General features: G+C 69.0%; 24 protein-coding genes and 7 tRNA genes. 6 read left to right on the top strand and 25 right to left on the bottom strand.

Features of this window, described 5'->3' with window-relative positions; genetic code table 11:
• Positions 1 to 56 precede the first annotated feature (56 nt).
• The 16 genes from HUA78_RS17290 to HUA78_RS17215 form a co-directional block, all read right to left on the bottom strand.
• The gene (locus HUA78_RS17290) at positions 57 to 254 is read right to left on the bottom strand and encodes a two pore domain potassium channel family protein (protein ID WP_174462848.1); all 198 of its coding nucleotides are present in this window, start codon (positions 252 to 254) and stop codon (positions 57 to 59) included.
• Between the two features lie 466 nt (positions 255 to 720).
• Positions 721 to 792 (bottom strand) — tRNA-Asn (locus HUA78_RS17285).
• Positions 793 to 811: 19 nt separating this feature from the next.
• Positions 812 to 884, bottom strand: a tRNA-Gln gene (locus tag HUA78_RS17280).
• A gap of 19 nt (positions 885 to 903) precedes the next feature.
• Positions 904 to 974, bottom strand: a tRNA-Gly gene (locus HUA78_RS17275).
• A gap of 20 nt (positions 975 to 994) precedes the next feature.
• Positions 995 to 1065, bottom strand: a tRNA-Lys gene (locus HUA78_RS17270).
• A 79-nt stretch (positions 1066 to 1144) separates the two neighbouring features.
• Positions 1145 to 1215 (bottom strand) — tRNA-His (locus HUA78_RS17265).
• Positions 1216 to 1222: 7 nt separating this feature from the next.
• Positions 1223 to 1293, bottom strand: a tRNA-Ile gene (locus tag HUA78_RS17260).
• Between the two features lie 47 nt (positions 1294 to 1340).
• Positions 1341 to 1426, bottom strand: a tRNA-Tyr gene (locus tag HUA78_RS17255).
• Between the two features lie 95 nt (positions 1427 to 1521).
• A complete protein-coding gene (locus HUA78_RS17250) occupies positions 1522 to 1680 on the bottom strand; it encodes a hypothetical protein (RefSeq protein ID WP_174468872.1) in 159 nt (52 codons plus the stop codon).
• Positions 1681 to 1721: 41 nt separating this feature from the next.
• Positions 1722 to 2615 (bottom strand): nucleoside hydrolase, encoded by an 894-nt coding sequence (locus HUA78_RS17245; RefSeq protein WP_254623749.1) that lies wholly within the window; start codon positions 2613 to 2615, stop codon positions 1722 to 1724.
• Positions 2616 to 2686: 71 nt separating this feature from the next.
• Positions 2687 to 3268 (bottom strand): ThiF family adenylyltransferase, encoded by a 582-nt coding sequence (locus tag HUA78_RS17240; RefSeq protein WP_141642247.1) that lies wholly within the window; start codon positions 3266 to 3268, stop codon positions 2687 to 2689.
• Positions 3269 to 3277: 9 nt separating this feature from the next.
• A complete protein-coding gene (locus tag HUA78_RS17235; RefSeq protein ID WP_141642248.1) occupies positions 3278 to 3526 on the bottom strand; it encodes a hypothetical protein in 249 nt (82 codons plus the stop codon).
• 196 nt (positions 3527 to 3722) lie between these two features.
• Positions 3723 to 5024, bottom strand: coding sequence for a S8 family peptidase (locus HUA78_RS17230; RefSeq protein WP_174476741.1), 1302 nt, complete (start codon positions 5022 to 5024; stop codon positions 3723 to 3725).
• A gap of 140 nt (positions 5025 to 5164) precedes the next feature.
• Positions 5165 to 6292, bottom strand: a complete 1128-nt coding sequence (locus tag HUA78_RS17225) for a hypothetical protein (protein WP_174476740.1) — start codon at positions 6290 to 6292, stop codon at positions 5165 to 5167.
• A 105-nt stretch (positions 6293 to 6397) separates the two neighbouring features.
• Positions 6398 to 7705, bottom strand: a complete 1308-nt coding sequence (locus HUA78_RS17220; protein ID WP_254614577.1) for a hypothetical protein — start codon at positions 7703 to 7705, stop codon at positions 6398 to 6400.
• Positions 7706 to 7785: 80 nt separating this feature from the next.
• Positions 7786 to 8817 (bottom strand): hypothetical protein, encoded by a 1032-nt coding sequence (locus HUA78_RS17215; RefSeq protein ID WP_141642251.1) that lies wholly within the window; start codon positions 8815 to 8817, stop codon positions 7786 to 7788.
• Positions 8818 to 9116: 299 nt separating this feature from the next.
• Here HUA78_RS17215 and nfi point away from each other — a divergent pair, with 299 nt between their 5' ends.
• The 3 genes from nfi to HUA78_RS17200 all read left to right on the top strand — a co-directional run bounded on the left by nfi (position 9117) and on the right by HUA78_RS17200 (position 12957).
• Positions 9117 to 9818 (top strand): deoxyribonuclease V, encoded by a 702-nt coding sequence (nfi, locus tag HUA78_RS17210; protein WP_174462842.1) that lies wholly within the window; start codon positions 9117 to 9119, stop codon positions 9816 to 9818.
• A 194-nt stretch (positions 9819 to 10012) separates the two neighbouring features.
• A complete protein-coding gene (locus HUA78_RS17205; protein WP_174462841.1) occupies positions 10013 to 12355 on the top strand; it encodes a GMC family oxidoreductase N-terminal domain-containing protein in 2343 nt (780 codons plus the stop codon).
• Positions 12356 to 12459: 104 nt separating this feature from the next.
• Positions 12460 to 12957 carry a DUF2267 domain-containing protein gene (locus HUA78_RS17200; protein WP_174456550.1) on the top strand — a complete coding sequence of 166 codons (498 nt, stop codon included), beginning with the start codon at positions 12460 to 12462 and terminating at the stop codon, positions 12955 to 12957.
• A gap of 7 nt (positions 12958 to 12964) precedes the next feature.
• Here HUA78_RS17200 and HUA78_RS17195 read toward each other — a convergent pair whose 3' ends face one another.
• From HUA78_RS17195 to HUA78_RS17180, 4 genes are all read right to left on the bottom strand, one after another.
• On the bottom strand, positions 12965 to 13336 hold the full coding sequence (locus tag HUA78_RS17195) for a hypothetical protein (protein WP_141642255.1): 372 nt from the start codon (positions 13334 to 13336) through the stop codon (positions 12965 to 12967).
• Positions 13337 to 13357: 21 nt separating this feature from the next.
• Positions 13358 to 14377 carry a hypothetical protein gene (locus HUA78_RS17190; protein ID WP_174476739.1) on the bottom strand — a complete coding sequence of 340 codons (1020 nt, stop codon included), beginning with the start codon at positions 14375 to 14377 and terminating at the stop codon, positions 13358 to 13360.
• A gap of 29 nt (positions 14378 to 14406) precedes the next feature.
• Positions 14407 to 16173, bottom strand: coding sequence for a VWA domain-containing protein (locus tag HUA78_RS17185; protein WP_174476738.1), 1767 nt, complete (start codon positions 16171 to 16173; stop codon positions 14407 to 14409).
• Positions 16174 to 16511: 338 nt separating this feature from the next.
• On the bottom strand, positions 16512 to 17219 hold the full coding sequence (locus tag HUA78_RS17180) for a metallophosphoesterase (RefSeq protein WP_174456546.1): 708 nt from the start codon (positions 17217 to 17219) through the stop codon (positions 16512 to 16514).
• A 428-nt stretch (positions 17220 to 17647) separates the two neighbouring features.
• Between HUA78_RS17180 and HUA78_RS17175 the strand changes: the two genes are divergently transcribed.
• Complete coding sequence (locus HUA78_RS17175; RefSeq protein ID WP_141642259.1) at positions 17648 to 18319, top strand: RNA polymerase sigma factor; 672 nt, start codon at positions 17648 to 17650, stop codon at positions 18317 to 18319.
• 46 nt (positions 18320 to 18365) lie between these two features.
• A complete protein-coding gene (locus tag HUA78_RS17170) occupies positions 18366 to 19553 on the top strand; it encodes a hypothetical protein (RefSeq protein ID WP_174456545.1) in 1188 nt (395 codons plus the stop codon).
• 54 nt (positions 19554 to 19607) lie between these two features.
• On the opposite strand, the gene HUA78_RS17165 is transcribed toward HUA78_RS17170, so the two are convergent.
• From HUA78_RS17165 to HUA78_RS17150, 4 genes are all read right to left on the bottom strand, one after another.
• A complete protein-coding gene (locus HUA78_RS17165) occupies positions 19608 to 20774 on the bottom strand; it encodes an AraC family transcriptional regulator (protein ID WP_174456544.1) in 1167 nt (388 codons plus the stop codon).
• An 11-nt stretch (positions 20775 to 20785) separates the two neighbouring features.
• The gene (locus HUA78_RS17160) at positions 20786 to 21343 is read right to left on the bottom strand and encodes a zf-HC2 domain-containing protein (protein ID WP_174476737.1); all 558 of its coding nucleotides are present in this window, start codon (positions 21341 to 21343) and stop codon (positions 20786 to 20788) included.
• Positions 21336 to 21980: an RNA polymerase sigma factor gene (locus tag HUA78_RS17155; protein WP_246137134.1), complete on the bottom strand. Its 645-nt coding sequence runs from the start codon at positions 21978 to 21980 to the stop codon at positions 21336 to 21338. The genes HUA78_RS17160 and HUA78_RS17155 overlap by 8 nt, the downstream gene beginning before the upstream one ends.
• Before the next feature lie 123 nt (positions 21981 to 22103).
• Positions 22104 to 22589, bottom strand: coding sequence for a PaaI family thioesterase (locus HUA78_RS17150; protein ID WP_174456542.1), 486 nt, complete (start codon positions 22587 to 22589; stop codon positions 22104 to 22106).
• 114 nt (positions 22590 to 22703) lie between these two features.
• Between HUA78_RS17150 and HUA78_RS17145 the strand changes: the two genes are divergently transcribed.
• Positions 22704 to 25025 carry an ATP-dependent helicase gene (locus tag HUA78_RS17145; protein ID WP_141642265.1) on the top strand — a complete coding sequence of 774 codons (2322 nt, stop codon included), beginning with the start codon at positions 22704 to 22706 and terminating at the stop codon, positions 25023 to 25025.
• 221 nt (positions 25026 to 25246) lie between these two features.
• Here HUA78_RS17145 and HUA78_RS17140 read toward each other — a convergent pair whose 3' ends face one another.
• Positions 25247 to 26356, bottom strand: a complete 1110-nt coding sequence (locus tag HUA78_RS17140) for a PQQ-binding-like beta-propeller repeat protein (protein WP_174476736.1) — start codon at positions 26354 to 26356, stop codon at positions 25247 to 25249.
• Positions 26357 to 26383: the final 27 nt, after the last annotated feature.

Below are 26383 nucleotides of genomic sequence, written 5' to 3'. Positions count from 1 at the left end.
CGCGAAAGCCCGCGGCGACCTCTCGATCACCGCGGGCCTTCGGGTGTGCAGGCGGCTCAGCGCTCGGGGTCGTCGAGCGCTCTGGCCGCCATCGCGGGGCCGAGCGCCATGAGCGCGGCGGCGATCCGCTTGCCCGTGGGCGTCACCGGGAACGTCCGGTCGTAGCCGACCGAGAGACACGTCGAGCAGAAGACGAGGGCGTCGTCGAGGGTCTCGACCTTCTCGTTGTGGCCCTTCTCCGCCGCGTAGAACAACGCGGCGGAGGCGGCTGGATCAGAAGCCTCCTTAAGACGCCCTCACTTCGAGTATGGGTCTGGAGGGTCCCTGCTGGCCTTGCGTCACCCTCTCGGGGACCAGCAAAACAGGTAAGAGATGAAACCTGAAAGCAGAGAGACGCCTTCCCAGAAACCTGAAAGCGGAAGGAGAGGATCTCCAGGAGAATGTTGTTAACCGCATCCCCAATGGTTAACAGCACCTGTTAACCACTCTCGGCCTCTCTCTCCCCAAAACGGGTGAAAGAGCGCTCCAGAGAGCCCAATCGGCGGCTGAGGAGCGCGGGTATCTCGCTCTGCGGGGTAGAGGGCCGAGAGCGCCCGCTTCAGACCCGCGAGGAAAAATCCCTTGGGATTCAGGGGCTTAAACACGAAGACCCCACGATGTCATCGCGAGGCCCGTGTTAAACAAAAAAGGCCCTGCCGGTTTGCAGGGCCTTTCAATCAGCTCCCCAGGAGGGACTCGAACCCTCAACTTCGCGGTTAACAGCCGCGCGCTCTGCCATTGAGCTACCGGGGAATGTGCTGCGTGAAGAGAGAACCGGAGGCAGGAATTGCACCTGCACCTGCGGAGTCAGAATCCGCCATCCTCGCTCATTAGACGACTCCGGTATGAAAGTGACACATGTGAAGCGGGCGACGGGATTCGAACCCGTGTCGACGGTATGGGAAACCGCCATCCTGCCGCTGGACGACACCCGCGTTGCTACCGCTGCTTCGAGTACCTCCGGAGGGATTCGAACCCTCGCCGTCCGCTTAAGAGGCGGATGCTCTTCCAATGAGCTACGGAGGCATATTGCCGCCACCCCCATGCGAGCAGGCGGCGTGCACTCACCACGACGATTCAGTTGTCAGGGAGCTGGAACTGTCAGGTTGACCGGAGGGATTCGAACCCTCTTCCCCGGGGTCACATCCCGGTGGCTCACCATTCGCCTTCGGCCAACATGGAGTCGGGGTACCCGGAGTCGAACCGGGATCACCCGCTTATCAAGCGAGTGCTCTGCCTTTGAGCTATACCCCTGAAAGATGTCTGGGTTTGGGTGAGGCGGACCCTGCTCGTGTGGAGCATGGGGACGCTGGGAGTTGAACCCAGCAGGCCCTGTCGGGCTCGGGCTCTACAGGCCCGCGCGTCTGCCGTAACGCTCTACGTCCCCTGGAGGAGCGGAGGCCCGAAAGCCGAAAGGCCGGGTCCCCTGGATGGGAGCCCGGCCTCTGCGTGGCTTGGCGCGTCGATGACGAAGCGCGAGCGTCAGCAGGGTACGGGCGGATGGCCGTGAAGGTGGCCGAATCCCACGTTGCGAATCGAGCCGGTGCTCGAGAAGGAGCAGGAGGCGGCGTCGAACTGGGGCCAGAGGTTGTTTCGATAGCTGTGCTTCGCCTTGCTCGACTGCATCGTCACCGTCTTCATGGTCACCGCTCCTTTCTGGCGGAATCTACGGCGGTTGATTTTCAGCCCTGACAAGCGCCGCGATTGTTTTTTGTCGCGGCGCCGATTCCCACGAGCGTCTGGAAGAAGCGCTCGGAGTCCAGGGCCACCGAGATGAACGTATGGGTACCCTGCGCAAGCTCGGCTCCCCACTCTCCGCGCTGGCGCACCATCTCCACTTCCGCCCAGGTGATGATTTCGGGGTCGATGGCCGCGCATGCGGCGATGGGGTCGTGCAGGAGTTTGCCTTCGGGGCGCTGCGCCAGGTAGCGCTCCATGGCCTCGAAGATGAGCCCGAGCCCCGGCGTCGTCGAGGCATAAGGCCGCATGCGCTCGTGAAAGGGGCCGTCGTAGGCCAGGCCGTGGGTGACGTTCTTGGACACCAGCTCGCGTCGGCCCACGCGGTCCGAGGACAGGGCCAGCAGTGCGCCCTTGGGGTCTCCGTTGAAGTTGAAGGTCGGACAGGTTCGCCGGCCCTCGAACTTGGGCAACCGGTGCTCGGGTGGCACCACGTTGTCGCCAGCGAAGCCGCCCTGCGCCACCCACCGGTGCAGCTTGATGTCCGGGTGAAGCTCCAGCAGCAGTCGCAGATTCTGGAGTGGCGCACCGGTGACCAGTGTCGCCTCGGGGAACCGCCCGAGCACGAGCGCCAGCACCTCGTGCGCCAGGGCATCCGGAGCGGAGGGAGGTAGTTGCCCCAGCCATTGGGTGTGGAAGGCCGAAAGGCTCTCTTTCTCTGCCGCCGGATTGCGCGCGCCCACGGGCACATCACTCCTGCCGGCACGTGCGAGCAGGTGCCGCACCATTCCCACCTGTGCCAGCGTGCCGGGTGTCACGGTCACCGCGCGCAGCGCGACGGCGGGATGGGTGGCCAACAGGCAGAGTGTGAGAGCGTCGTCCGGATCGCTCGTTTCCATGTCGAAGAGAATGTCCTGGGCCATTGGCGTCCCTGAGTAGAGAGAGGCGGGGTGTCCCCGTCAAATTGGGGTCAGTGGTGGGTGGTGGGGACGACGGAGGAGAGATTCACCAACGCGTCCCGCTTCACCCCCTGCTTGATGAAGTCCTGCACGGAGCGGGCGAGCGTGGCGGCCAGCAATCCCAGGAGGGGCAGGTGCGCGCCCCCCTCGCAGGTGGCCTGGCCCGCGGTGTCCTCCGCGTCCGGGACGAAGCGCTCGTCCCAGCGGACCAGACCGAACGTCCCGTCAGCGCTCACCGCGCCGTGCACCAGGGGCTTGCCTGCTCCTCGGGCGAAGTCGCTGAGGAGCCGACGACTGTCCTGGTTGTCGAAGCAGTCCACCAGCAGGTCCGCGCCACCACACAACGCCGCCACGTTGTCGCGGGTGACGCGCACGCCGAAGGACTCCGTCTTCACGCCGTGCAGGTTGAGGAGCTGGAGCTTGAGGGCCTCGGCCTTGTTCTTTCCCACGGAGGGCTTCACGTGGGCCTGGGCGAGCAGGTTCTTGGACTCCACGCGGTCGAAGTCGACGAAGACCAGGGTGGCCTCCAGGTTGCGGCACAGGAGGGCCGCCTGGGAGCCGATGGCGCCCACGCCGCAGAAGAGGATGCGCATGGCGGCTCCTCAGCGGGCCCCGAAGGGCACCTTGGGGCGCAGGTAGATGCGCTCGTCGCCGCGCGCACCCCGGAACCTGTCCACAACGAAGTGCTGGAACGCGTCGTCGCGCAGGTGGGCCAGATGGAGGCCCGGCACTCCGCCCGCGCGAATCAGCTCCGCGGCGATGCGGCGCACGTCGGAGTCCGACACCGGCCGGTCCAGCTCCACCGGCACATCCGCGGACATGCCGTCATAGGTGATGTTCAGGGTCGCCATGGTCGTCTCGCGCCTCCTCGCGCGTGCCAGGGGCCGCGAAAAGGGCGGCCGGCCAGGCACCTCGCGGGACGGAGGCGCGCCAGGCGTCCTGACTCGGGACAGGCGCTGCGTGAAAAGACGAGGGCCGGGCTCCGTCGTGATGACGGAGTCCGGCCCTCGGGGGCCGCGAGGGGGAGGGGTCCTCGCGGCCGGACGCTTACTTCGAGGTTTCGCCGCTCACGGGTGCCGGCGTCGTCGCGGGCTCCGTGCTCACGGTGGGCAGCACCGGCACGGCGCCGATGAAGCCCGAGTAGGCCATGCGGTTGGGCGTGCACTCGCCGGGGCTGTGCACCTTGTCGAGCGTGGCGTTGTCGAACAGCGCGCTGGCGACGGTATCGGGCGTGGCATTGGGGTTCAGCTCCAGCCAGAGCGCGGCCACCCCCGTCACGTGGGGTGCGGACATGGAGGTGCCGCTCATCTCTCGCGACTCCCTGTCGCCGTAGTGCCAGGCGGAGGTGATTTTGTTGCCGGGGGCGAAGACGTCCACGCAGTCGCCGTAGTTGGAGAAGGACGTGCGCTTGTCGCTGGTGTCGGTGGCGGCGACGGTGATGGCCTCCGCCGTCCGCGCCGGGGAGTGCTTGCAGGCATCGCCGGACTCATTGCCCGCGGCGAGCACGTAGGTGACGCCCGAGGCGATGGAGCGGCGGACCGCTTCGTCGATGGCCGGGTCCGAGTCTCCGCCCAGGCTCATGTTCGCCACGGCCGGGGCCTGGTGGTTCTTCGTCACCCAGTCAATGCCCGCGATGACCTGGGCCGTGGAGCCCGAGCCGTTGCACGCGAGCACCCGGACGGAGTGCACGGTGGCGTTCTTGGCGAGCCCATACGTGCTGCCCGCCGCCGTGCCCGCTACGTGGGTTCCGTGGCCATGACAATCATTGCCCTTCATGCTGTCGCCAATGGCATCGAACCCGACAGACGCCCTGCCACCGAACTCGCGGTGCGAGAACCGCACGCCCGTGTCGAGGATGTACACGTGCACCCCCAGCCCCGTGGCGTTGTACATGTAGAGCTTGTCCAGCGGCAGCGTGCGCTGGTCCACGCGGTCGATGCCCCAGGTGGGGCTCGGCTGGCTCTCCCGGATGGACAGCACCCCGTTCTCCTGGACGTAGGCGACCGAGGGGTCCTCGGCGAGGGCGCGCGCCTGGTCCTCGCTCATCCGGCTGGCGAAGCCGCGCAGCGCGTGCTCGTACACCGCGAAAGCGGTGCCGCCGTACTTCTGCGTGAGGTTCAGAGTGGCCTGGGTGACGGCGAGCGCCTGCAGTCCCGGCTCGGGCGCCTTGAGCACCACCACGTACTCACCCGGCACGTTCTTGCGAACCGTGAGGAACTTCTCTGTCGGTGGCGCGAGGAGCGCGGCGGTGGCCGACGGGTCCTTGCATGCCGGCCGGCTGCTCGAGCAGGCGCCCAGCAGCGCCAGTCCACCCATGGCCAGGGTCAGCTTCGTCATCCGTCGATTCATGTCTCATCCCCCTGCAATGGGTTACGCGGAATGATACGGATGGACTTTAAATTCGGCTTAATCCTGATTTAGCCCTCTGGGATGAGACAGCGGTTCGTCATTGAACGTCCTGGGTGTTCGCCGACATGCGGGCGCATTGCCTACCAGGGACGAGCGTTGGCTCCCCACCAATACAGCGCCGTCTCCAGCGGGTGTTTGTGTGGCTTTTCGAGCATGGGTCGGATGCCCATTTCTCGCGCGGTATTGATCAGGTCCTGGTGCCAGGCGCGGTGTTCCGGGGAGAGGCGGGTGGCGGCGATGGCCAGGGCGCTGGCGCCCACGGAGTAGCCGCCGTGCAGGAGCGGGCCGCTCGCGGCGTCCTCGCGGCCCTTCACGCCCCGGGGCCATTCCCGGCAGGCGGCGAAGGGGAGCAGGTCTCCTCCGGGACGGTCGCAGTAGCCCTTCACCAGGGTGGTGGTGAATGTGGACGCGGCGGGGTGTGAGCCCATGGCAAGGAAGGCGCCCGTCCATGCCAGCGTGGTGCCGCGCGGCGTGGACTCGACGAGCTTCCCCTTGGCGTTCACCCGGGGGGGAAACCCCGAGGGCAGGGCGGCGAGCTCCACCAGTCGGGCCGTGAGCCGCTCGCCCATGGCGAGAGACGCGGCGTTGCCGCGCAGTCGCCCATGCAGCAACAGGCCCGCGGCGGCGGGGGCGCTGTCACAAGGCCAGATGGACTTGCCGAACGAGGGCAGCAGGAGCTGCCGCGAGAGTGCCTCCACGAGCTTTTCGGCCAGGGTGTCGAAGAGTGCCGTCGACGCCGGGTCGGCCAGCCCCGCGCGCTCCATTCCCGCGAGCATCAATAGCACATAACCTCGGTAGAGCACGCTGTGGGGCAGGAGGTGTTCCTCCACGCGTGCGCTGCCGTCGGAAAGGAAGGGCCCACGTCCTTTCGTCAGGGCATCGTCGAGCAGGGCCTTCACGCGTCGAGGTGTCTCTGGCAGGGGGGCGCCATCCAGCGACAGCTGGACGAGGATGAAGGACAGGTGCGCGGCACACAGGAGCTGGGCCTCGGAGAAGCGGCGGTTCGCATCGCCCAACAGCTTGGGCTCGCAGCCGAGCCCGAGGATTCGCTGCTCGAGGACTTCGAGTGCCTGGACCGAGGGGACGTCCAGGTCAGTCGAGGAAGGCGTCGTCGTGGCCGGTGGCGCGGCGGCGGAGTTGAGGGTGCCGGTGCTCCACATCAGCAGGACCAGCAGCGGAGACAGGGTGCGGAGGAGGGCGCGAGGCATGGGCCTGGAAGGACATCACGCCCTCCAGGCCCGGGCCCCCGCGTGGCGCTCAGTGGTCGCCAGCCAGGCGGAAGTGGTCGCTCCCGCCCGGTGGATGGAGCGTGCTCACGGTGTGTCGCGTTGGACCTTGAGGTCCTTGAAGCGTCCCTCTCGCTCCAGTCGCCAGAGGTCCTCGTCGGTGACGAAGGGCTGGCCGAGCAGCTCCCGTGCCCGCTTCACCTTCGCCAGCAGCAGCGGGTCCGTCACCGGGGTGCTGTTCTCCCGGGTGGGGCGGGGAGGGGGACGCATCACGGAGAAGGTTCCGCGCGCGGGGTGCCCGTCCGCGGTGGTGCCCTCCAGCAGGTAGGTGACTTGCGTCACGCCCGACTCGGACCGCGTGTCCAGGGAGACGGGGATGTCCACGCCCCGCCCTTCAGGGAGGGTGTCCACATCCAGATTCACCTCCTCGGTGTCCTCGGGCAGGGGCGGGGCATCGGGCTCCGGTGTGCGCGCGCGCAGCGCGGTGACGCGCTCCAGTCGCACGGGTCCCTTCCAGCGGTGGGACAGGCGGAAGCTCTGTCGGACCACGCCGTCCGCATCCTCCACGGGGAATCGTGGGGTCCCCACCGCCAGGATTGTGACGACGCCCTTCTTGTCGAAGTTCTCGAAGGTGCTGTCGAGGAGCTGAAGCGACGAGCGGCCCGTCACCTTCTTGCCCGTGGCATCGAACACGTCCACCCGGACGAGGTGCTGGATGTACATGGCGCGGGGACGCGTGACGTCGGGGCTCAACGTCTGGGTCACCATGGGCGTGCTCGTCGTCACCGTGTGTTGGTCGTCGAAGGTCCAGACGAACCGCACGGGCGTGAAAGAAGCCCGTGCGGCCTTGTCCCTTCGCGGTGGTTCGAGGATGCGCGCGAGGAACTCGAAGTCCTCCTCGGTGTTGGGGGCGCGCCGGGAGAAGACCTCGACCAGTCGCTCGGGCTCGCAGTCCTTCACGGTGTATCGGGGCACCTGCACGGTGGTGGCGACGTTGTCCTTGCCGAACACCGTCACGGTGGGCAGCTCGTACGTCCCATCCGGCTCGCGCCAGACACGCAGGGGAACGCGCATGCCAATGCCCGCGCCAATGGTGGTGTGGAGATAGGCGTCATTGCCGTCCGGCGAGTGCGCCCGGACGTTGATGAGGTTGTCCTCGCCGGAGCAGACCTCCTGCTTCTCCACCGTCACGCTGTCGATGATGGGGGCGGGCGCGGGTTTCGGTGCGGGGCGGACCACGGGTTCCACTTTCGTGGGCAGCACCGGAGCGGCGCTGGTGGGCGTGGGTGGAGGACGGTGGTCCGCCGCGGCGACAGGCGTGGCATCTGGCGGAGCGGGTGGCTCCAGGGAGAGCAACCCGCCGGCCACCAGCGCCGCGATTCCGAGACCGAGCATGAAAGTGAGTCTTCGGCGCCACCAGGGCGGTTCCGAGGGATTCATCCGGGGGCTCCTGTCGATTCAGTGGGGAAGAGCGCTTACTGCCAGCAGCCGTAGACGTTGCCGCCGGAGTTCCACTGGAGCTGGTGGGAGTAGTCGGAGGCCCACAGCGTGGTGGAGACGGGATGCACGCTCCAGCCGCCGATGCGGTCCGGGCTGATGGAGGTGGCGGTGGCGTTGGGGTCGTCGCGCACGCCCTTCCAGATGACGCTGCTGCTCGTGTCGCAGCGATTGGCGGACATGCAGTTGGCCACCTGGTTGCCGGCGTTGGTGCACACGTTCCAGAAGACGGGGCAGATGACGGTCAGCGCGGCGTTCTCGAACCAGCCGAGCGACTCCTTGCACTGGCCATGCACGCCCCAGTGGATGGTATTGGACGCGTTGGCGATGACCTCGTGCGGATAGGTGTGCGTGGTGACGAGGCCCCTGCCCGCGTAGTTGTGGGCGTAGGCGAGAAAACTCGAGCACATCATTCCGTTGTTGGCCGCGCCGCCGGGAATCTGGTGCGCCGACTCCACGTCCCTGTACTGGAACAACGAATACGGCACGCGCGCCCCGTTCCACAGGGGCCGGTCGATGAGCTGGCTGCCGTCGACGCGGGACACATCGCTGGCATACGGGTGGTTGAACCAGAGACTGTCCGCGATGCGCGCCGCGCCCGTTGCGTCTCCAAGTTGCCACGCGGTCCAGTCGGGGCCATGGCCATTCGCGTCGTACAGGTAATGGTAGATGCCGCCCTGGTTGATCTGCTCCAGCCCGGGGTAGCCGTCCCGGAGTTGGTTGATGTTGAGCGGTGTTCCGCAGACGGTGGGCCATGAGTTCTGGTCGGGGTCCCTCATGGTGGCGTGAGTCACGCCTCCCGTGGCGCCATGCGAGAGCATGGAGTGCGTGCGGAACTCGCCAATGGCATCAATCACATTGCGGATGGGACCTTCATCACTGCGACTGAACACCACCGCTCCGTTGGGGGCATTCCAGCCCGCCGCGGTGTAGCCGCACTCAGACGCGGCGGCGGGGAAGGTGGTTCCCAGCGCGGATACGGCCAGACAGCCTGCGAGGACTCGACGCATCAGATACTCCCGGACATGCGACGCTCCCGTGGGCCGGCCCCTCTGGCGACCCAGGCGTGACTCGGGGAGAGGTCCATGGGAGCGGGCTTCACCGATGCCTGGGAGCGAGCAGGGTACGCACGGTGTCTCGGCATTCCAGGCCGGACCCGGAGGGCAGTGTGACAGGGGACACGTGGTCAGCCCGCCGGGGCCGTGTGGACGTTGGATGGTTCACGCCGGAGGTGCTCGCGAGTGCCGTGGCGGGTTGCCGGAGCGGTGCGGGTTCGCAGACTTGGGGCACACGAGGAGGCGGACCCCGCATGGAGCTTCAGCCGGAGATGCATCGTTGGGATGTCACGCCGACGGAGGCGGTGGCGCTTCAGCGTCAGCTCAAGGAGCGCGTGGTGCTCCATCCGCCCGCGGGACTTCGGGTGGAGCGCATCGCGGGCGCCGATGTGTCCACGGAGAAGGGGAATGACACGGGGTTCGGCGGCATCGTGGTGCTGGACGCGGCCACGCTCTCTCCGGTGGCGCAGGCTGGCTCCGCGGTGACCCTCGGGTTTCCGTACGTGCCGGGCCTGTTGTCCTTCCGCGAGCTGCCCGTGGTGGCGGTCGCCTGGGAGCGGCTTACGGTGAAGCCCGACGTGCTCATCTTCGACGGGCACGGCATCGCGCATCCGCGCAGGCTGGGCATCGCGAGCCATGGCGGGTTGCTGTTCGGGATTCCCTCCATCGGCTGTGGCAAGTCCCTGCTGGTGGGGACGCACGGCAAGCTGGGGGAGGCGCGAGGTGCCACGTCACCCATCACCCACAAGGGCGAGGTCGTGGGGATGGCGGTCCGCACGCGCAAGGCGGTGCAGCCCGTCTATGTGTCACCGGGTCACCTGATGGACCTGCCCACGGCAGTGGAGCTGGTGCTGCGGGCCAGCCCGAAGTACCGCGAGCCGGAGACCACGCGCCAGGCACATCGGCTGGTGAATGCGCTGAGGCGCGCGGACGGTGAGGCCGCGGAGCTGGAGTGAGGCGACTCCCATTGATTTGACCGCCGGCCCATCCCCCTCTATGTCCGGAGTCCTCATGACGGGGTCGTGGTCCTGGCGCTGGGCTGCCCGGGCGGACGTCACCCCGGCCGCCTTCGCGGGAAGGAGTGCCAGGGCATTGGCACCGTACCCCGGAGGTGGTGAAGCGAGGGCGGGGGTCGCCATTGGGAGTGTCGATGCGGAGGCTGTCGTCACGGTGGAGTGAGCTGGAGTCCCATTACTCCGTGGTGGTCGTGGGGTCGGGCTATGGGGGTGCCATCACCGCCAGCCGGCTCGCACGCGCAGGTCGCCAGGTGTGTGTGCTGGAGCGCGGGCGCGAACTGCAGCCGGGCGACTACCCGCGCACGGAGGCGGACTTCGCCAAGGAATTCCAAGTCCACCTCGAGGCGGAGAGCGGCGTCGACCTGGGTCGCTCCACGGCCCTGTTCGAGCTGCACCGGGGTGGGGACGTGGCCGTCGTGACGGGCTGCGGTCTGGGCGGCACGTCGCTCATCAACGCCGGAGTCACGCTGCGGCCAGACCCTCGCGTGTTCCAGGATGCGCGCTGGCCCGAGGCGCTTCGCGCGGATGTGCCCGGCCGCCTCGAGGACGGCTTCACCTGGGCCGAGCGCATGTTGCGTCCCACGCCCTATCCCGAGTCCTCGCCGCCCCTGGCCTCGCTGGAGGCCATGGAGCGGGCCGCGCGCCACCTGGGGGGCACCTTCCGGCGTCCACCGCTGGCGGTCTCCTTCGAGGGCGGAGTGAATGAAGCGGGCGTGCGACAGGGCGCCTGCACGCTGTGCGGGGATTGCCTCACCGGGTGCAACCAGGGCTCGAAGAACTCCGTGCTGATGAACTACCTGCCGGATGCGCACCGCCACGGTGCGAAGCTCTTCACCGAGGTAGGGGTGCGCTACCTGGCGCGCGACGGCGGACGCTGGCGCATCTACTACCGGCCGATGAACAGCGGCCGTGAGCGCTTCGAGGCGCCGGACCCGTGGGTGACAGCGGACATGGTCGTGCTCGCCGCGGGGACCATGGGCACAGCGGAAATCCTGCTGCGCTCCCGAGCACTGGGCCTGCCGTTGTCGGGGATGCTGGGCCAACGCTTCAGCGCCAATGGCGATGTGATGGCCTTTGGCTACAACACGGACGTCCCCATCAATGGCGTGGGCCACGGGACGCATCCGGCGGAAGGTCGCGAGCCCGTGGGGCCGACCATCAGCGGCATCATCGACGCGCGTGCGACCTCCCGACAGGAGGACGGCATGGTCATCGAGAATGGCGCCATGCCGGGGGCGTTCGGAAGGCCGATGCTGGGGCTGCTCGCCGCCGCTGCCGCGGTGGGCGGGGAAGACACGGACGAGGGGCTGAAGGACAAGCTGGAGGAGCTTGCGCGCGTGGCGGAGAGCGCGGTGCGCGGGCCGTACCATGGGGCCATGCGGCACACGCAGACCTTCCTCGTCATGTCTCACGACGCGGGTATCGGTGAGCTGCGGCTGGAGGGCGACCGGGTTCGGGTGAACTGGCCGGACGTGGGCACGCAGCCGGAGCTTGCGCGGGTGGACAGTCGACTGCGCGAAGCCACGGCGGCCCTTGGCGGGACGTTCGTGCGCAACCCGCTGTGGAATCGACTCACCGGACATGAGGTCCTCTGCACGCATCCGCTCGGTGGCTGTGTCATGGCCGAGGACGCCAGCGCGGGTGTCGTGGATCATGAAGGGCGTGTCTTCTCCCACGAGGAAGGCACCGAGGTTCATGACGGGCTCTATGTCAGTGACGGCTCGGTGATTCCGAGGCCGCTGGGGACCAACCCCCTCTTCACCCTCTCCGCCGTGGCCGAGCGTTGCGCCGCGCTGATGGCGAAGCGGTACGGGTGGACCATCGACTACACGCCCGCGACGGAGGAGCCGGACGTGGGAGCGCGGGTGCCAGTGGGCGTGCGCTTCACCGAGACGATGTACGGCTCCATCTCGGGCGCGGTGGAGGAGAACTCGCTCGTCGCCGGAGACCCGAAGCGCATCGACGCGACCCAGCTGCGCTTCATCGTCACGGTGGAGACGCAGGACCTGGAGCGGACGCTGGAAGACCCGCTGCATCCCCTGGGACTCTCTGGCGTGGTGGAGGCCTTGTCGTTGTCTCCTCGGCCCCTGACGGTGGAGCGAGGCGAGCTGCATCTGATGACGAGGGAGGCGGCGCGACCGGGCGGGCGGCGGATGCACTACCAGCTTCCTCTGGTGGCAGAGTCGGGCGAGCGCTTCTTCCTCGACGGCTATAAGGACGTCCACGACGACGCGGGCTTCGACCTCTGGGTGGACACCACACGGCTGCTCGTGTCGGTACACCGGGGGAATGACGCCTCGGGGCCCTGCATCGCGCGGGGGCTCTTGCGGTTGAACGCAAAGGACTTCGCCGTGCAGCTCTCCACGCTGCGCGTGCCGAGTGCCCGAGACACCTCGCGTCGGCTGTCGACGCTGCTGCGCTTCGGGCGGTTCTTCTTCGGCGCGCTCTACGACACCTACGTGCGTAAAGCCGCGTAGCGGGCAGGGAGGCGGCGGCCCGCCTTCCATGCAGGTCGAGTGATGCTCCTCCGGTGGGCCGTGGGCAACCTGATGCCCACGAAGGCACATCGGGAGGACAGGTCATGGCGGACAAGCGGGAGCAAGAGGGCCGGCGGGCTTCACGAGAAGGCGCGCGCGGCGAGCTGCCCATCGAGGCCCGTCGTGCCCGGCGAAGCGCCGCGCACGCGAGCCAGACCTACCGGGCCTTCATCAAGCACCTGTGCGAGCGCGGCGGCATGTCGCCCGCGGTGGCGGAGCAGGCCGCGGTGTCCGTGCTCTGCGCGGTGGAGCAGCGCATCAACAGCGAAGAGACAGAGGACCTGGAGGCGCAACTCCCCAGCAAGCTGGCGGAGCTGTTGCACCGGTGCGAGCGCCACGAGGACGAGTTGCCGGGGGGCTTCGGGCGTGAGGCGCTGCTCAAGCGCGTAGGGGAGGACCTGGCGCTCAACCCGGACGCGGTGGTGCCCGTGGTGCGCGCGGTCCTCAACGCCGTGAGAGATCAGATCAGCGAAGGGGAAGCCGAGGACGTCATGGACCAGCTCCCCGAGGACCTCAAGGAGCTGTGGCGCCGCCCGAGCTGAGCGGGCCTCACGCGCGTGCCATGGGCGCGTGAGTCATGCCCGAGACTTCGCGCAGGGGCTCGGCCCACCAGGGCTCGTCGGAGACCCAGACATCGCGGCCCTCGACGCGGGCGACCATGCCGCCGGGGGCCACGACGGAGAAGCGCGGTGCGCGCCCGAGCGCCTCCGTCAGCGCGGTCATCGTCGTCTCATCCTCGGAGGAGAAGCCGAGCGGCCCCTCGGGATGACTGTGCGCCACCTCCACCAGTTCGTGACGCCAGTACCAGATGGCCTCCCACCGCGTGCGGGAGTCCGGCAGCAGGACGGGACTGTCGGAGGTCTCGCACCACAGCACCTCCTCGTCCTGGCCGATGAGCAGACAGACCTCTTGCGTCGACATGACTCTCCTCCTCTCCGCACGTCACGCGTGCCGGGTGATGACCAGGACATCCGTGTCGATGGCCTCGCGGATGACCGAGGGAAGGCTCTCCAGCGTCACCTCGCTGTCCGCTCCCGCCAGACACACGCCCGCGTCGACCACCTGGAGCGTGTTCGCGTCGACGACGGAGATGAAGCGCTCCCCCATGAAGGCAAACGTCACTTCCAGTTGATGTCCCCCCATCCGTCGATGGTTCAGCAACCGCGCCCCCGCGCCCTGGAGCGCGACCTCCGCGCGCGAGTGGTCGCCCACCGGCGCGCCTCGCCCGTGTCGAGCCCCCGTGAACTCGACCTGCCGCCGAGCCCGCTCCGCCAGCTCCACGGCCCGCGCCCGCGCTGCCTCCGCTGTCTGTGCCGCCTGTGCTTGCACGCTCGCCGTGAGCCCCCGTGCCGCGAGCGCGCGCCGATGAGCCTCTCGCTCCGCGACGAGGGCCCGCAGACAGGACTCCGCCTCGACCCGGCCCTGCTCGGCCACCCTCAGTACCCGGCCGCGCGTCTCCGCTGGCGCGAAGCGGATGTCGAGCGTCCGCGACGCCGACTCCAGCAGCGCATAGCCATAGGCCGCCCGCAGCGGCGCGCTCACGCCCTTCACGGTGGAGAGCGGCTGGCCCTCCTCCAGGGCTCGACGTGCCTGGTCCTCCGCCTCGCCCTCGAAGTCCACGCCGTCGAACAGCAGCGAACCGTCATGCCAGCGCCGGGCACTCACGGGCGCGAGCACGGCGGGCTCTTCCTCCGGCATCAACTCCAGGGGCTCGGCCACCGCGCCCTCGCGCACCAGCCGAGCGCCCCACATGTGGCCTCGCACGCGCGGCAGCCTGTCCAGACCTTCGGGGCTGGCAGGCTCACGCGCCGTGGCCTCCCGCCCCTTCACTTCGAAGCGCCACCACCCCGGCGCCACGGGGGAGGTGACACGGAGGCGGCGCGAAGCGGTGTCCACGGTGCCGCCGCCCAGATAGGGCAGCACCGCCGACTCCACCTTCCCGAGGAACTTCCGGTAGTCCACGCCGCCTCCTTGTCACCACGACTTCGGGTTCACGCCACCTTCAACAGCGGCGTGCGCATCACCCGCTCCACCCAGCCGGACTGGCTGGCACCAGGCTGCGTCGGCGCATCCAGCAGCGCCTTGAGCACCCGGGGGACCTGGTAGGGGTCCGCGAACTGGTCCACGTTCACCTCGCTGAAGGGCACCTTCATGAAGCTCGCGCACGTGCGAACCGTGTTGCCACGGCCCCCCGCCACGCTCACCAGCAACGCCAGCGCCGCCACCGTGTAGCCGCAGTCCCGGAACGCCCGGGCGAACTGGTCTCCCGCCTCGCCCGCCTCGTCGCCCACGACGATGACCACCAACTTCGCCCCCTCCGGCACCTTCACGCCGTCGCGGTGCAGGGCATGCACCCCGGCCGCGTGAGTCGTGCCGCCCGACGCCTTGAGCCGCTCGAGCATGTGCTGCACCGCCGTGCGGTTGGACGCCTTCGGCTTGAGGACGGTGCCCATCGTGTCGAACGCCGCGATGTGCAACTTCTCCATCGGGAAGCCCGCGAGGATGCGCGCCAGCGCCTCCTTCGAGTTCTCGATGGCGCCCTCCATGGAGCCCGACTTGTCGATGAGGAACATCACCCTCACGTCGGTCTCCGCCGTCGCCTCCGCCACCGCCTGTCGTGCCGCGTTGTCGCTCGCCTCCTCCAGCTTCTGGCGCAGCACCTCGCTGCGCACGTTCTTCGCGATGTTCAGCGCGCGCTGGTCCGTCGCCGTCTGGACGGCCTGCTCCCAGCGCCCGCGCACGGAGGGCTCCGCCAGCAGCCCCAGCTCCTCGAGCGTCGGCGTCATCAGCCGCAAGTCCCTGTCCGACAACGAGGGCAGCAGCGCCGCCATGATGGCCGGAGTCATGCCCAGGTCCTTCGGCAGCCGGCCCACCACCTCCTTGTAGGAGAGGCGCTCCAGCTCGATCCACTCGCAGATCTCCGCCTCCGACAACCCGTCGAAGCGCTGGCTCTTCACGAGCGTCAGCCCGTTCAGACCCACCGTGCGGTGCCCGCCCTCGGACTGCTTCTGCTTCCAGCCGAGCACCTCGAAGAAGCCCTGCGCGCGCGGCTTGTACCCCGCCTTGCGCGCCAGCTTCTTCAGCGTCTCCTTGTAGCCCGCCTTCACCAGGCCCTGGAGCATGGGCAGGTTGGCCTCACGCGCCGCCAGCCACCGGGACGCCACGCGCTTCCAGCGGCCCATGGGCGCCTTGCGGGACGCAGGGTCTCCGAAGCCCGCCTCGCGGTTGAGGTGCGCGATGTCCGGCAGCTCGAGCAGCTCCGCCACCCGCAGCACCGCCTTGGGCGTGAGCATGCGCGTGGACTTGCGCTCGTAGTGCAGCACCATGGCCTCGCCAATGGCGCGCCAGTCGTCGTCGTGGAACGCCACCTTCCCGTCCTCGCCGACCACGGGCTGACCCGCGTGCTCCTGCACCAGCATGAGCGCGCACGTGGCCACCTTCAGGTCACGCCAGTCCGTCTGCGTCAGCGCGTACGACGCGAAGTGCGCCATCAGCTCCGAGTTGAGTCGGTGGATGTCCAGGAGCTGCCGGTAGAGCCGCACGGCCGCGGGCACGAAGAGGCCCGGCTTCACGGGCTTGCCGAGCGTGCGCTGCGCCGGAGTGGCGTGCGCCGCGGCCACCCACGTGCCATTCACGTCCAGCCCCGGCCGGTTGTGCCACAGGTGCGCGGAGCCGCTGAGCACCAGGTCCAGCAGGCGCTCAGCGGGGCCACGCTGCGTCTCGGGCAGCAGCGGGCTGTTCTGGTTCGCGGTCGTCATGGGGTGCCACCTTTCGGGACGTGCGGCGGGTCAGGCGCGGGGCGGACCCCAGGCGCAAAAAAGCGTGAGGGGAGTGCACCGCGCGTGGAACGCACGGGGGCCTTTCGTGCACCAGGCACGGCCACCCGCGCGAAGCTGGGATGAGAGGGAGAGAGGGTGCGCCCGAGTGACGAGGCCTGTGTTGCTGGATTGAGTACCCAGTGTTCTGCCAGTTGAACTACGAGGCCTGACGGCCTCGGCGGGACTCGAACCCGCATCTCTCAGGCGTGTCTGGCCCCGTCGGCCGGGCGCGAAGCTGTATGCGCAACCGCCACCGGGTGGCGGTCAGGCGCGGGTGCTCAGGAGTAGACGCACACGTCGCCGTGGATGGGGAACCGCGCGACGTCCTTGCCACCCTTGTAGCTTCTCCGGGCAGGCACCGAGACGAGCTCCCACGTGGGCAACACCACCGCCGTCAGTGAGCGGCCATACACGCAGCCGGTGTCGATACCCACCGCGTGCTCGGTGACGAGCGGCTGGTCGAACACGGTGTGTCCGAAGATGACCCGCTCTGGCCCCGTCCAGTGATGGGTCCAGAACTTCCAGCCCGCCGGTGCCTTGGACGGCCAGCAACTCTTCTTGCCGGGCGGCTGGATGCACTGGGCGTGGAGCAGGTGGTAGGGGTCCTGCTTCTCGACGGGCAGGTGGGGCAGCATGCCGGCGTGCACGACGATGGCGTTGTGCTCGGGCAACCGGAGGTAGTGGGGCAGCCCCGCCATCCAGTCGAAGTGCTCGGTGTCGAGCGCCTGGCGCGTCGCCAGGTGGTCTGGCAGCAGCCGGTCATCCTCGCGGTGGCGCTGCTGGAGATGCTTCTCCTCGTGGTTGCCGAGGATGGCCTCGTGCCGCATCGCCAGCTCCACGCACTCGCGGGGCTTGGGGCCCCGGTCCACCAGGTCCCCGGCGAAGATGACCCGGTCGCTGGACGTGGCCCCCACCTTGGCGAGCAGCTCCAGGGCCTCGTCGTGGCAGCCGTGGAGATCTCCGATGACGATGGTGCGGGGGGACATGACACGGTTCCTTGAAAGAAGAGTGAGCGCCCGAGTCGAGAGGCCGGTGGGCTGAGTTTGGAGTTCAGTGCCGGACCGCCGGCGTCACCCACCGGGTGGCGGGTGCGTGGAGTCGAACCACTGCGTGTAGGGCCTCTCGGGCCGGGCGCTCGAAAGCGTTGCGGCCAGGGACGCGGCCTTTCCGGGTTCCTGACGAGGAAATTCCCGCTCCCCCACCCGCATTCTCTTGGGGGATATTTGTCAGGAAACCGGCGCCCCGCGGGTCGGGCCTCCCTGGGTGCTCCGTCTGTCCGGTCGTCCGGGTGGCCGGGGTCCTCTGCTCCACTCGGAGGCTGCCTGCGGATGCCAACGTGGTACCTTGCCGCGCCACATCCCTGTAACCCCATCTCCCGGGGCGGTTCTCCGGGCACAGCCCTCAGGTCCTTCCGGTGTTCGAGCAGCTCACGGATGACGAATTGTTCGCGGAGGTGGTCCGCCGCCGCGCCACGGGCGAGCCCATTGGAGGCCCGCTCGGTACGTTGGTTCAGCGATGGAACCGGCCTGCCCGGTACGTCATCAGCAAGATTCAGGCGAGCTACGGCCGTGGGTCCCCAGCGGACTCGGACGAGCTCTTCCAGGACGCGGTCGGCAAGTTCCTCGACCGCGGGTTGGATCAGTTCCGTGGCATCTCCCAGCAGATGCCGGGCCGGAGCGCGTCTCCCAAGACGTTCTTCCTGCGCATCGTCAAGCACGTGGCCATCGACTTCTACCGGAGGCACCGCGAGGAGCTCGCGGCGCCTTCGTCGGACCCCGATGACGCCATGGAAGAGTCTCCGTCCGAGCGGTCTCGTGCCGTGGAGATGGGCAGGAGGACCGAGGAGCGGGCGGACGCCCAGGAGCTGTATTGGGCCGCGTTCGCACGACTCCAGCAGGAGCACCCCAAGGAAGCCTCGGCATGGGAGCTGTATCACCACGAGGACGTGGAGGATCACGAGGAATGCGCGCGTCGCTTGAACATCACCGTGGTCAATTCCTACAAGCGCGTCAGTCGCGCCCAGGCCTACTTGAAGCTCTACCTGCTGGATCTCCAGCGCGAGTCGCCACGAGGGGAGGAAGCGTGAGCCTCCTTCCCGGTCACACCCCGGGGTATTCAGGAGGAATGAAGTCATGAAGACCGATGCCATGTCTCGCTACGCCGCCCGTCGTTCTGTTCTCACCGCCGGGTCCACCTCACCAGGAGTCGTCCTCGAAGCCGCGGGGGACTTGTTGAGGAGGGCGACCCGGCTGGGGACAGAAGGTGTGGAGGCCGCCCTTCGCGGCCTCGGTCGACCGGGGGTGGAGACCTGGCTCCAAGCGCAGAAACCGCAGGCGCTCCAGCCCGTGCTGTTGAGGGCCGCGGAAGAAGCGATGGAAGTGGCGCTGGACGGCGGGGACGAGGCGGAAGTGTGGCGGGCCTCGGCGCTGGAGGGACTTGCCGCTCGGGACAGGGCCGCCTCCGCCGCATTTGCGCTGGCCGCCTGGGAGGCCCTCCACGGTTCCTTGGACGGTGAGGGCGCTCGAAATCGAGACCGCTATCTGGAGTCGCTCGGGAGCCTGGATTCGTCGCTTCGTCCCAGAGCGCGTTGGTTCATTCCCCTCAACCCGCAGCGTCGGCAGGAGTTCGAACTCCTCGACTCGGCGGAGCAGGACAAGGCCTGGTGGTTCGCTTCCCGGGCCGGCTGCGATGACCTGGTGGCCACCTGGACAGGCGCGCCCCAATCGCCCACCCCCCACATCCAGGGCTGTGCCGAGTGCCGCGCGGACATCGCGGATGCGGCGCCCGTGGATGCGCCCCCGCGTCGCCATCTCACGCAAGATGACCTCTGGCGCTTCGACATGGGGATGATGTCCTCGGACGAGCGCGAGCGGATGGATGCGCACACCGCGCGCTGTGGCGAGTGCGCCCAGGCGGTGCTGGCCTTGGGCGAGGGTGACGACGCGATTGAGGAAGCCCTGGAGATGGAGGAGGGGGACGGGACGATGGCCCGCTCCGCGCGCTCCTCTCGCGAGCCGGTGTCGCAGCGCCCCTCTGCGGCGCGCCACCCGGAGCACCGTGAGATTCTGGAAGAGCGGCGGGAGTTCCGCGTGGTGCTGGTTCGCGAGCGTCAGCGCGTCAAGCTGCTCGTGCAGCCCCTGGCGGGCCGGACGGTGACGGCGGCGGTGTTCCTCAGTCCCGGCCGTCCCTCGCTCAAGCCCACGTCCGGGCCGGAGGGTCTGGCCTTCGACCTGTCCACGGCGTCTTCCACCGGCGCGCGCTCCGCCCACCTCACGGTGCAGGCTGGCGGCGAGACGCTGGAGCGCGACTTCGCCTTCTGACTTCGCGGGACGGGGCCCTCGCGGTGAGCGCGGGGCCCCACTGTTCCCGGGTTGCTACTGATTCGGAGTGCCGGTGCGCTGCGTGTCGAGCGCCTCCCGGCTGAGCACGGGCGGCTGCGGAATGGGGAAGTTGCGAGCCGGCGTGGAGCGGCGGAAGCCGTTGGCCAGGAATGCCGTGACGAGCTGGGCCGGCGGAGGCCGGGTGCCCAGCGCCGCGCCGCACACGTCGATCTGGTCCATGATGCGCGGCCCTTCGTTGACCTGGTAGCGGTTGCAGGTGCTGTCCACCGCGGCATTCTTGTCCCGCTGCAGCTCGCGCGTCAGCCGGCCCCACTTCATGGTGAGGGTGTCCGGAGAGAGCATGATGCTGACGGGCTCTCCGCCCCACGTGCCGTCGATGAGCGTCTTCGAGGTGCCGGCCCGTACCTTCAGGTCGAGCTGACGCTGGCCGAAGGTGCCCGTCACCTCGATGCCGTGCTCGTAGATCTCCTCTGAAAGGATGCTCACCCAGACGCCATCCGTGCGCCGGGTGTACGGCTTGTCCGCCGCGACGCGGCCATGGTTGAACCAGACGTCGCCCACGCGGCCCAGGGGGACCTGGTCGTTCTTCGCCACGGGCGCGACTTCGTCCAGCCCAGCGGGGCCGGTGGATGCGACCACCGGGCGCGCGGCGAGCAGGTCCGTCACGGGCACCGTGTTGTCCACGATGTCGAAGCGCACGCCGTCCAGCCACGCCTGCCCCGTGCCGCTCATGATGAGGCCGGCCATGATGGTGGTGGCCTCCTTGGGGACGTCCAGCACCACCTCGTAGCGCTTGCAGCCACGGGTGCCGACCAGCGCGCGCGACTGCATGTTGTCGAAGGCGAGGGGCTGCTTCGGGTCCGGCCCCTCCACGCGCATCCACAGGCCGGCCCAGCCGTCCACGTCCTTCACGCGCGCGGCGGCGGAGAAGCGCAGCCGCTTGCCGCGGAAGTCCTGCGCGCCAAAGGCCTGCATGAAGGTGCCGTAGCCCGCCTCGTCGAGCGATAGCGAGCGCAGGTACGCGCTGCGAGCGCCCTCGCAGGGCGCGCTGTTGTCCACGCCGGCCTCGTAGCGCTTGGGTGCGCTCTCCGTGACGTACCAGCCGACTGGCAGCTTCGGGGCGCCGCCCGACGGCTGCGCCAGGGCCACCGGAGCGGCCAGGGCGAGCAGCAGGGCGACGAGTTTCTTCCGGAAGTCCATGGCGGGCGTCCTCACAGCGACACGGGCTGGCGCGCGCTCAGCGCGCCTTCGGGGAGGCCGGTGCGGGCCTCGTAGCGGGGGACCTCGGCGGTGCCCCCGGGATTCATGACCAGCAGGCCGCGCTCAGCGGCCTTGCGCGTGCAGAAGTCCTGCGTGGCCAGGTCCGGACATGCGACGACGTTCGTCTTCGTCGGGGAGTCGCCGTCATCCAGGTCCACCGCCACCATGGGCGGCCGTGAATCCAGGCTGTCGGGCAGCGACGGATGGGGCGCCTTGTCGCCGGTCAGCAGCACCAGCGCGAGCGAGGCGGCGGCCGCCAGGGCCGCGATGGCCGCACCCGTCACCGCGCGTCGCGCGTGCCACGCCGCGGGACGGATGACGCGCTCTTCCTGGGGGAAGGTGCTGGCCGCCTCGGTGAGCTGCTCGGACAGGAGGGCCTCTTCCTGCAGCAGCACGGCGCAAGGCTCACACTCCAACGTGTGGGCCTCCAACGCCGCCGCCTTCTCCGGGGCCAACGCGCCCAGGATGTATTGCTCCGCGGAGTCGCGGGTCAGGTGGGGCTTAAGCATGGGTCTCCTCCTCGAGCGCGGTCCGCAGCTTCTTGCGGACCTCGCACAGGATCTGCCGCACGCGCTGGACGGAGAGACCGACCTTCGCGGCGACTTCGGCGTGGGGAAGCTCCTGGCCGTCACAGGCCAGGAGAAACACGCTCCGCGCGCTCGGCGACACCTGGGCGAGCGCGGCATGGGCGCGGGACAGCTGCTCTTCGGAAAGCAGGCGACGCTCGGCGGACACGGAGGGGTCCACCGGGTGCTGGCGCTCGGGCAATTCCTCCACCGCCCCGGAGATGGACTCTCGCCGGACGCGGCGGGCATCGTCCGCGGCCAGGAAGGCCGCCTGGGTGAGGGCGAGGTTGGGCAGGCGCAGCTCCGTCAGCAGCCCTCGCTGCTGTTGTTGGATGAGCCGGGCCCACGTCTCCTGGGCCAGCTCGTGCGCCCGGTCCACCCGGACGCCTCGGGCCAGGAGCGATACCACGACGCGGCGGTGGTGGCGCGCAACCAGTGCGTCCCACGCGCCCCTGTCCCCGGCGAGGGCCTTGCGCGACAGGGACTCCTCGTCCGTCCCGCGCGACGCCTCCATCGGCTCCTCGGCTTCCCTCGGTAGTCGAACCGTCGTCATCCGCAGGCCCTGCACGGCTGCACTCATGCCGTCTTCCCGTCGCTCTGAAGCGTCTCCGGGACGTGGCCGCTCCCCGGTGCCCGGGTAACGTGTGTCCGAGGCGGACATATCGTCGGAAGCCGGGAGGGTGTGCGGAGGGGTAGTCAAGGGTCAGTTGATGGCGGGGCTTTCCCCTGAGGACCAGGGGAGGTTGGAGAGGCGGACGACGCCCTGGCACCGCCCACACATCCGCCCCTGTTCGTCGTACACGCGGGCGGTGGCGAAGAGGAGGGTGAGGCCCTGGCTGTCGATTTCGGCCTCCACGCGAATGTGGTCGCCGGTGACGGGCCGCTCGAAGCTCATGGAGAGCTGCACGGTGGCGCAGCGGCGGCTGGGGTCCACCAGCGCGCCACAGGTACCGATGGCCAGGTCGAAGAGCGCGGCGAGGATGCCGCCGTTGACGGCGGCGGCGCTGCCCACGCCCCCTCGGTGCTCTGGCCGCAGCTCAAGTAGGGAGACGACGACCTTGCGGCCTTCGGGGAAGGACACGATGGCGCCGAAGTGACGCATCGTCAGGCTCTGGTTGAAGAGCTCTGCGTAGCGGTCCAGCGCGGCCTGGGTGGGCCGCGACGGAGGACCTGAGGGGGAGTCGGACATGGTGTTTCGCCCTTTATACCCGAGGGCGAAAAGCCAGGGGACCGGCCGGGCGTCCGGGTGTGGTGGAAGGCCGCCCACCGGACGGAGAAAGACGTTAGAAGCACAGGCCCCCTCTTGAGTCCCACCGTGAACGCCCACGAATCCGCCCTCCTCGAAGACCTGAACCCTCCCCAGCGCGAGGCCGTGCTCCACCAGACGGGCCCGCTCCTCGTCCTGTCGGGCGCCGGCAGTGGCAAGACGCGCGTCATCACCCGCCGGGTGGCGCACCTGGTGAAGGTTCAAGAGGTCTTCCCGTGGCGCATCCTCGCCGTCACCTTCACCAACAAGGCGGCGCGGGAGATGCGCGAGCGCCTGGTGCAGTTGCTGGGGCGTCAGGCGAACGACCTGGTGGTGAGCACGTTCCACTCGGCCGCGGCGATGATTCTGCGGCGCGAGGCGGAGCACGTGGGGCTCACCCGCTCGTTCGTCATCTACGACGATGGGGATCAGCTCAACGTCGTGAAGCGGGCCATGCGGGAGGCGGGGCTGGAGCAGTCCATGCAACCGCGCGAAATCCTGAGCCGCATCGACCAGGAGAAGAACGCGGCCCGGCTGCCCGAGGACATGGAGGTGGCGCCCGGTGACGAGCGCGGCCAGCTGGTCCACAAGGTGTACCGCGCCTATCAGGACCGCCTGCGCGCGGCCAACGCCGTGGACTTCGGCGACCTGCTGCTCCTGCTGGTGACGCTGTTCCGCAAGCGGCCGGAGGTGCTGGAGAACTACCGGCGCCGCTTCCACCACGTGCTGGTGGACGAGTTCCAGGACACCAACCCCGTGCAGTACGCGCTCCTGCAGCAGTTGGCGCCGCCGCCGTCGGCGAACCTGGTGGTGGTGGGGGACGACGACCAGTCCATCTACCGCTGGCGCGGCGCGGACGTGGACAACATCCTCAACTTCCCCCGCGAGTACCCGGGCGCGAAGGTGGTGAAGCTGGAGCAGAACTACCGCTCGGACCGGAACATCCTGGACGCGGCCTACGAGGTCATCCGGAAGAACACGCGACGGATGGAGAAGAAGCTGTGGTCCGACCGGCCCGCGGGCCAGACGCTCCAGCTCATGCTCAACCGCGACGAGCGGATGGAAGCGCAGGAGGTCGCTCGCCAGATTCTGGCGCTCCAGCGCGAGGGCTTCATCAAGTACTCCAGCATGGCGGTCTTCTACCGCGTCAATGCGCAGAGCCGCGTGCTGGAAGAGGGACTGCGCCTGGCGCGCGTGCCGTACACGCTGGTGAGCGGACGCAGCTTCTATGACCGCGCGGAAGTGCGGGACGCCTCCGCGTATCTGCGGTTGATGGTGAACCCGCGCTCGGACGCGGACCTGCTGCGCATCATCAACACCCCGGCGCGCGGAATCGGTGACACCACGGTCGAACGGGTGACGGACCACGCCAACACCCAGGGGCAGAGCCTCTTCGAGGTCCTCGCCGAGCCGGAGCGCATCCCCGCGCTGAACTCCACGGCGGTGAAGCGGTTGCGCACGTTCCACGCGCTGCTGAAGTCGCTGAACGTCTATGCGCAGGGAACCACGGACGCGGCGAGCGCCGTGGACGAGATGCTGCGCGAGACGAAGCTGGTGGAGACGCTCGTCGCGGAGGGCAGCGACGAGGCGACGACACGCGCGGAGAACCTTCGCGAGTTCCTGGGCGCCGCGCAGGAGTTCGACCTGAACCGCGCGGCTGCCGCCGTGGCCGCCGCGGCCCATCCTCCTCCAGAGGTGCCGCCCGAGGTGGATGCCGCGCCCCTGTCGGCGGACACTCCGCCGCTCCAGGCGTTCCTCGAGCAGATTTCGCTGGTGGGTGACGCGGACGCGGAGGTCGGCGAGGGCCGGGTGGCGCTGATGACGCTGCACGCGGCGAAGGGCCTGGAGTTCGACGCGGTGTTCCTCACGGGTCTGGAAGACGGCGTCTTCCCGCACTCACGCGCGCTGAAGGGTGAGGACCCGGACAACGGGGAGGAGATGGCCGAGGAACGGCGCCTCTGCTACGTGGGTTTCACCCGAGCGCGCAAGCGGCTCTTCGTGAGCCTGGCGCAGTGCCGCTCGCTGTTCGGTGAGCTGCGCTACAACCCGCCCAGCCGCTTCCTGCGAGACGTGCCGCCCAAGTTGTTCGGCATCAGCGAGCAGGATGTGCCGGAGCCGCCTCGGCCCGCTCCCGTGGCCCCGCGCAAGCGGAGCTGGGACGAGGACGACGGGCCGCGCATCGACCGTTCCTATTCGCAGGCGTCGGACATGGACGCGGTGAGCGGAGACGTGCGCGGCATGCGCGTGCGACACGAGCAGTTCGGCGTGGGCCGCATCGTCGCCACGGATGGCTCGGGGCCGAACGCCAAGGTGACGGTGGAGTTCGGTGGCGCCGTGGGGCTCAAGCGCGTCATCGCCCGCTTCCTGATGCCAGGCTAGCGAGGGACGCGCGGGGTTTCTTCCGCGCCCGAGTGAGGAAGCCGTGAGGATGAACCGCCAGATGGAAATCTGGTGCCTTTGACCGCTTGGCTATCCCTCCTGTGACGGAGGGAGCTGGATTCGAACCAGCGAAGTCCGAGAGCGTGTAGGGCCTCTTCTGCCGGGCGCGGGAAGAGGACGCCCGTCCGCGGGGCCTCCTGACAACGTCGCGTCGGGAAGCTTCATGGCCGGCGCTCAGGCTCCGGTGGGCGCAGCTTCCACGACAGCACCCGCCCATCCTGGCCGAGTACGAAGACCTGCTCACCCAGGACCACCGGCCGCGAGCGCAGCGCGGTGTCCGTGCGGAGGGAGAACGCGCGCTCCCACGTGGGTTGCTTCAAGGCCAGGAGCCGTCCCTGTCTTCCGTGCGTGGGCACCAGCAGCACGTCGCCAGGGGCCTCCGCTACGTGGGTGGTGAGCACATCCGGCAGTCCCACCCGCGCCACTTCCTTCCCGTCCTCGGGCGACAGCCCCACCAGCACCGGTGCGTCCTCGACGCGCGCCCCCACCCACAGCAGGCCCAGGGCCAGGGAGGGAGGGCTGGTGAGGTCCTTCGCGGGGCTCTGCTCCCATAGCGGCGCGCCGTTCTGGGTCCGCAAGGCCCAGACGCGCTTGTCTCGCGTGCTGGCGAAGAGGGCCTCCCCCCTGACTTCCAGTCCCAAAACGCCCCGGACCTCCTGTCGCCAGACCCGGGCTCCATCCGCGGTGGACAGGGCCACCAGCCCCACGTCGCCAAGCGCCACCACGAGCCGCCCGTCCACGAGAACGGGGGAGGGGAGCCCGCGACCGGCGTCCAGGTGGGCCTCGTCGGGCTTGGGGGCGGGGGTCTTCCACCGGACCTTCCCGGTGTCCACCGCGAGGGAACGCACCGCGCCATCCGGGGCCACCACGTAGACCGACGCCCCGTCAGGGGCGGGGACCAGGGGGGTGAGGACCGGGGGCTCGCCGGTGAGGCGCCAGCGCTCCGCCCCGTCCGCGAGCGCCAGACGCACCAGGTCTCCAGCGACCGTTCCGACAATGACGCTGTCTCCGGCCACGACGGGCCGCGTCGCCACTTCCCGTCCGAGCGCCACCCTCCAGACCAGCGCCCCCGTCCTGTCCAACCGCACCACGGCGCCGGCCTCGTTCCCGGTGAGGACCCCGTCCGGAAGGGGCGTCAGCCCGGCGCGGGAGGATGCATCCGTCGAGTACCGGAAGACCGTTTCCGCGGGCTCCCGGCACCCCATGGCCGTCACCAGTGTCAGGGTGAGGGCGAGGGCGAGGTGCCTGCATGGACACGCGCGGGGCGACATGGTTTGGAGGATGGCGTAAGGAAGGAA

The organism is Myxococcus sp. CA033 (assembly GCF_013336625.1).
GTDB lineage: Bacteria > Myxococcota > Myxococcia > Myxococcales > Myxococcaceae > Myxococcus > Myxococcus llanfairpwllgwyngyllgogerychwyrndrobwllllantysiliogogogochensis.
This window is presented reverse-complemented; position numbering and strand designations above follow the sequence as displayed.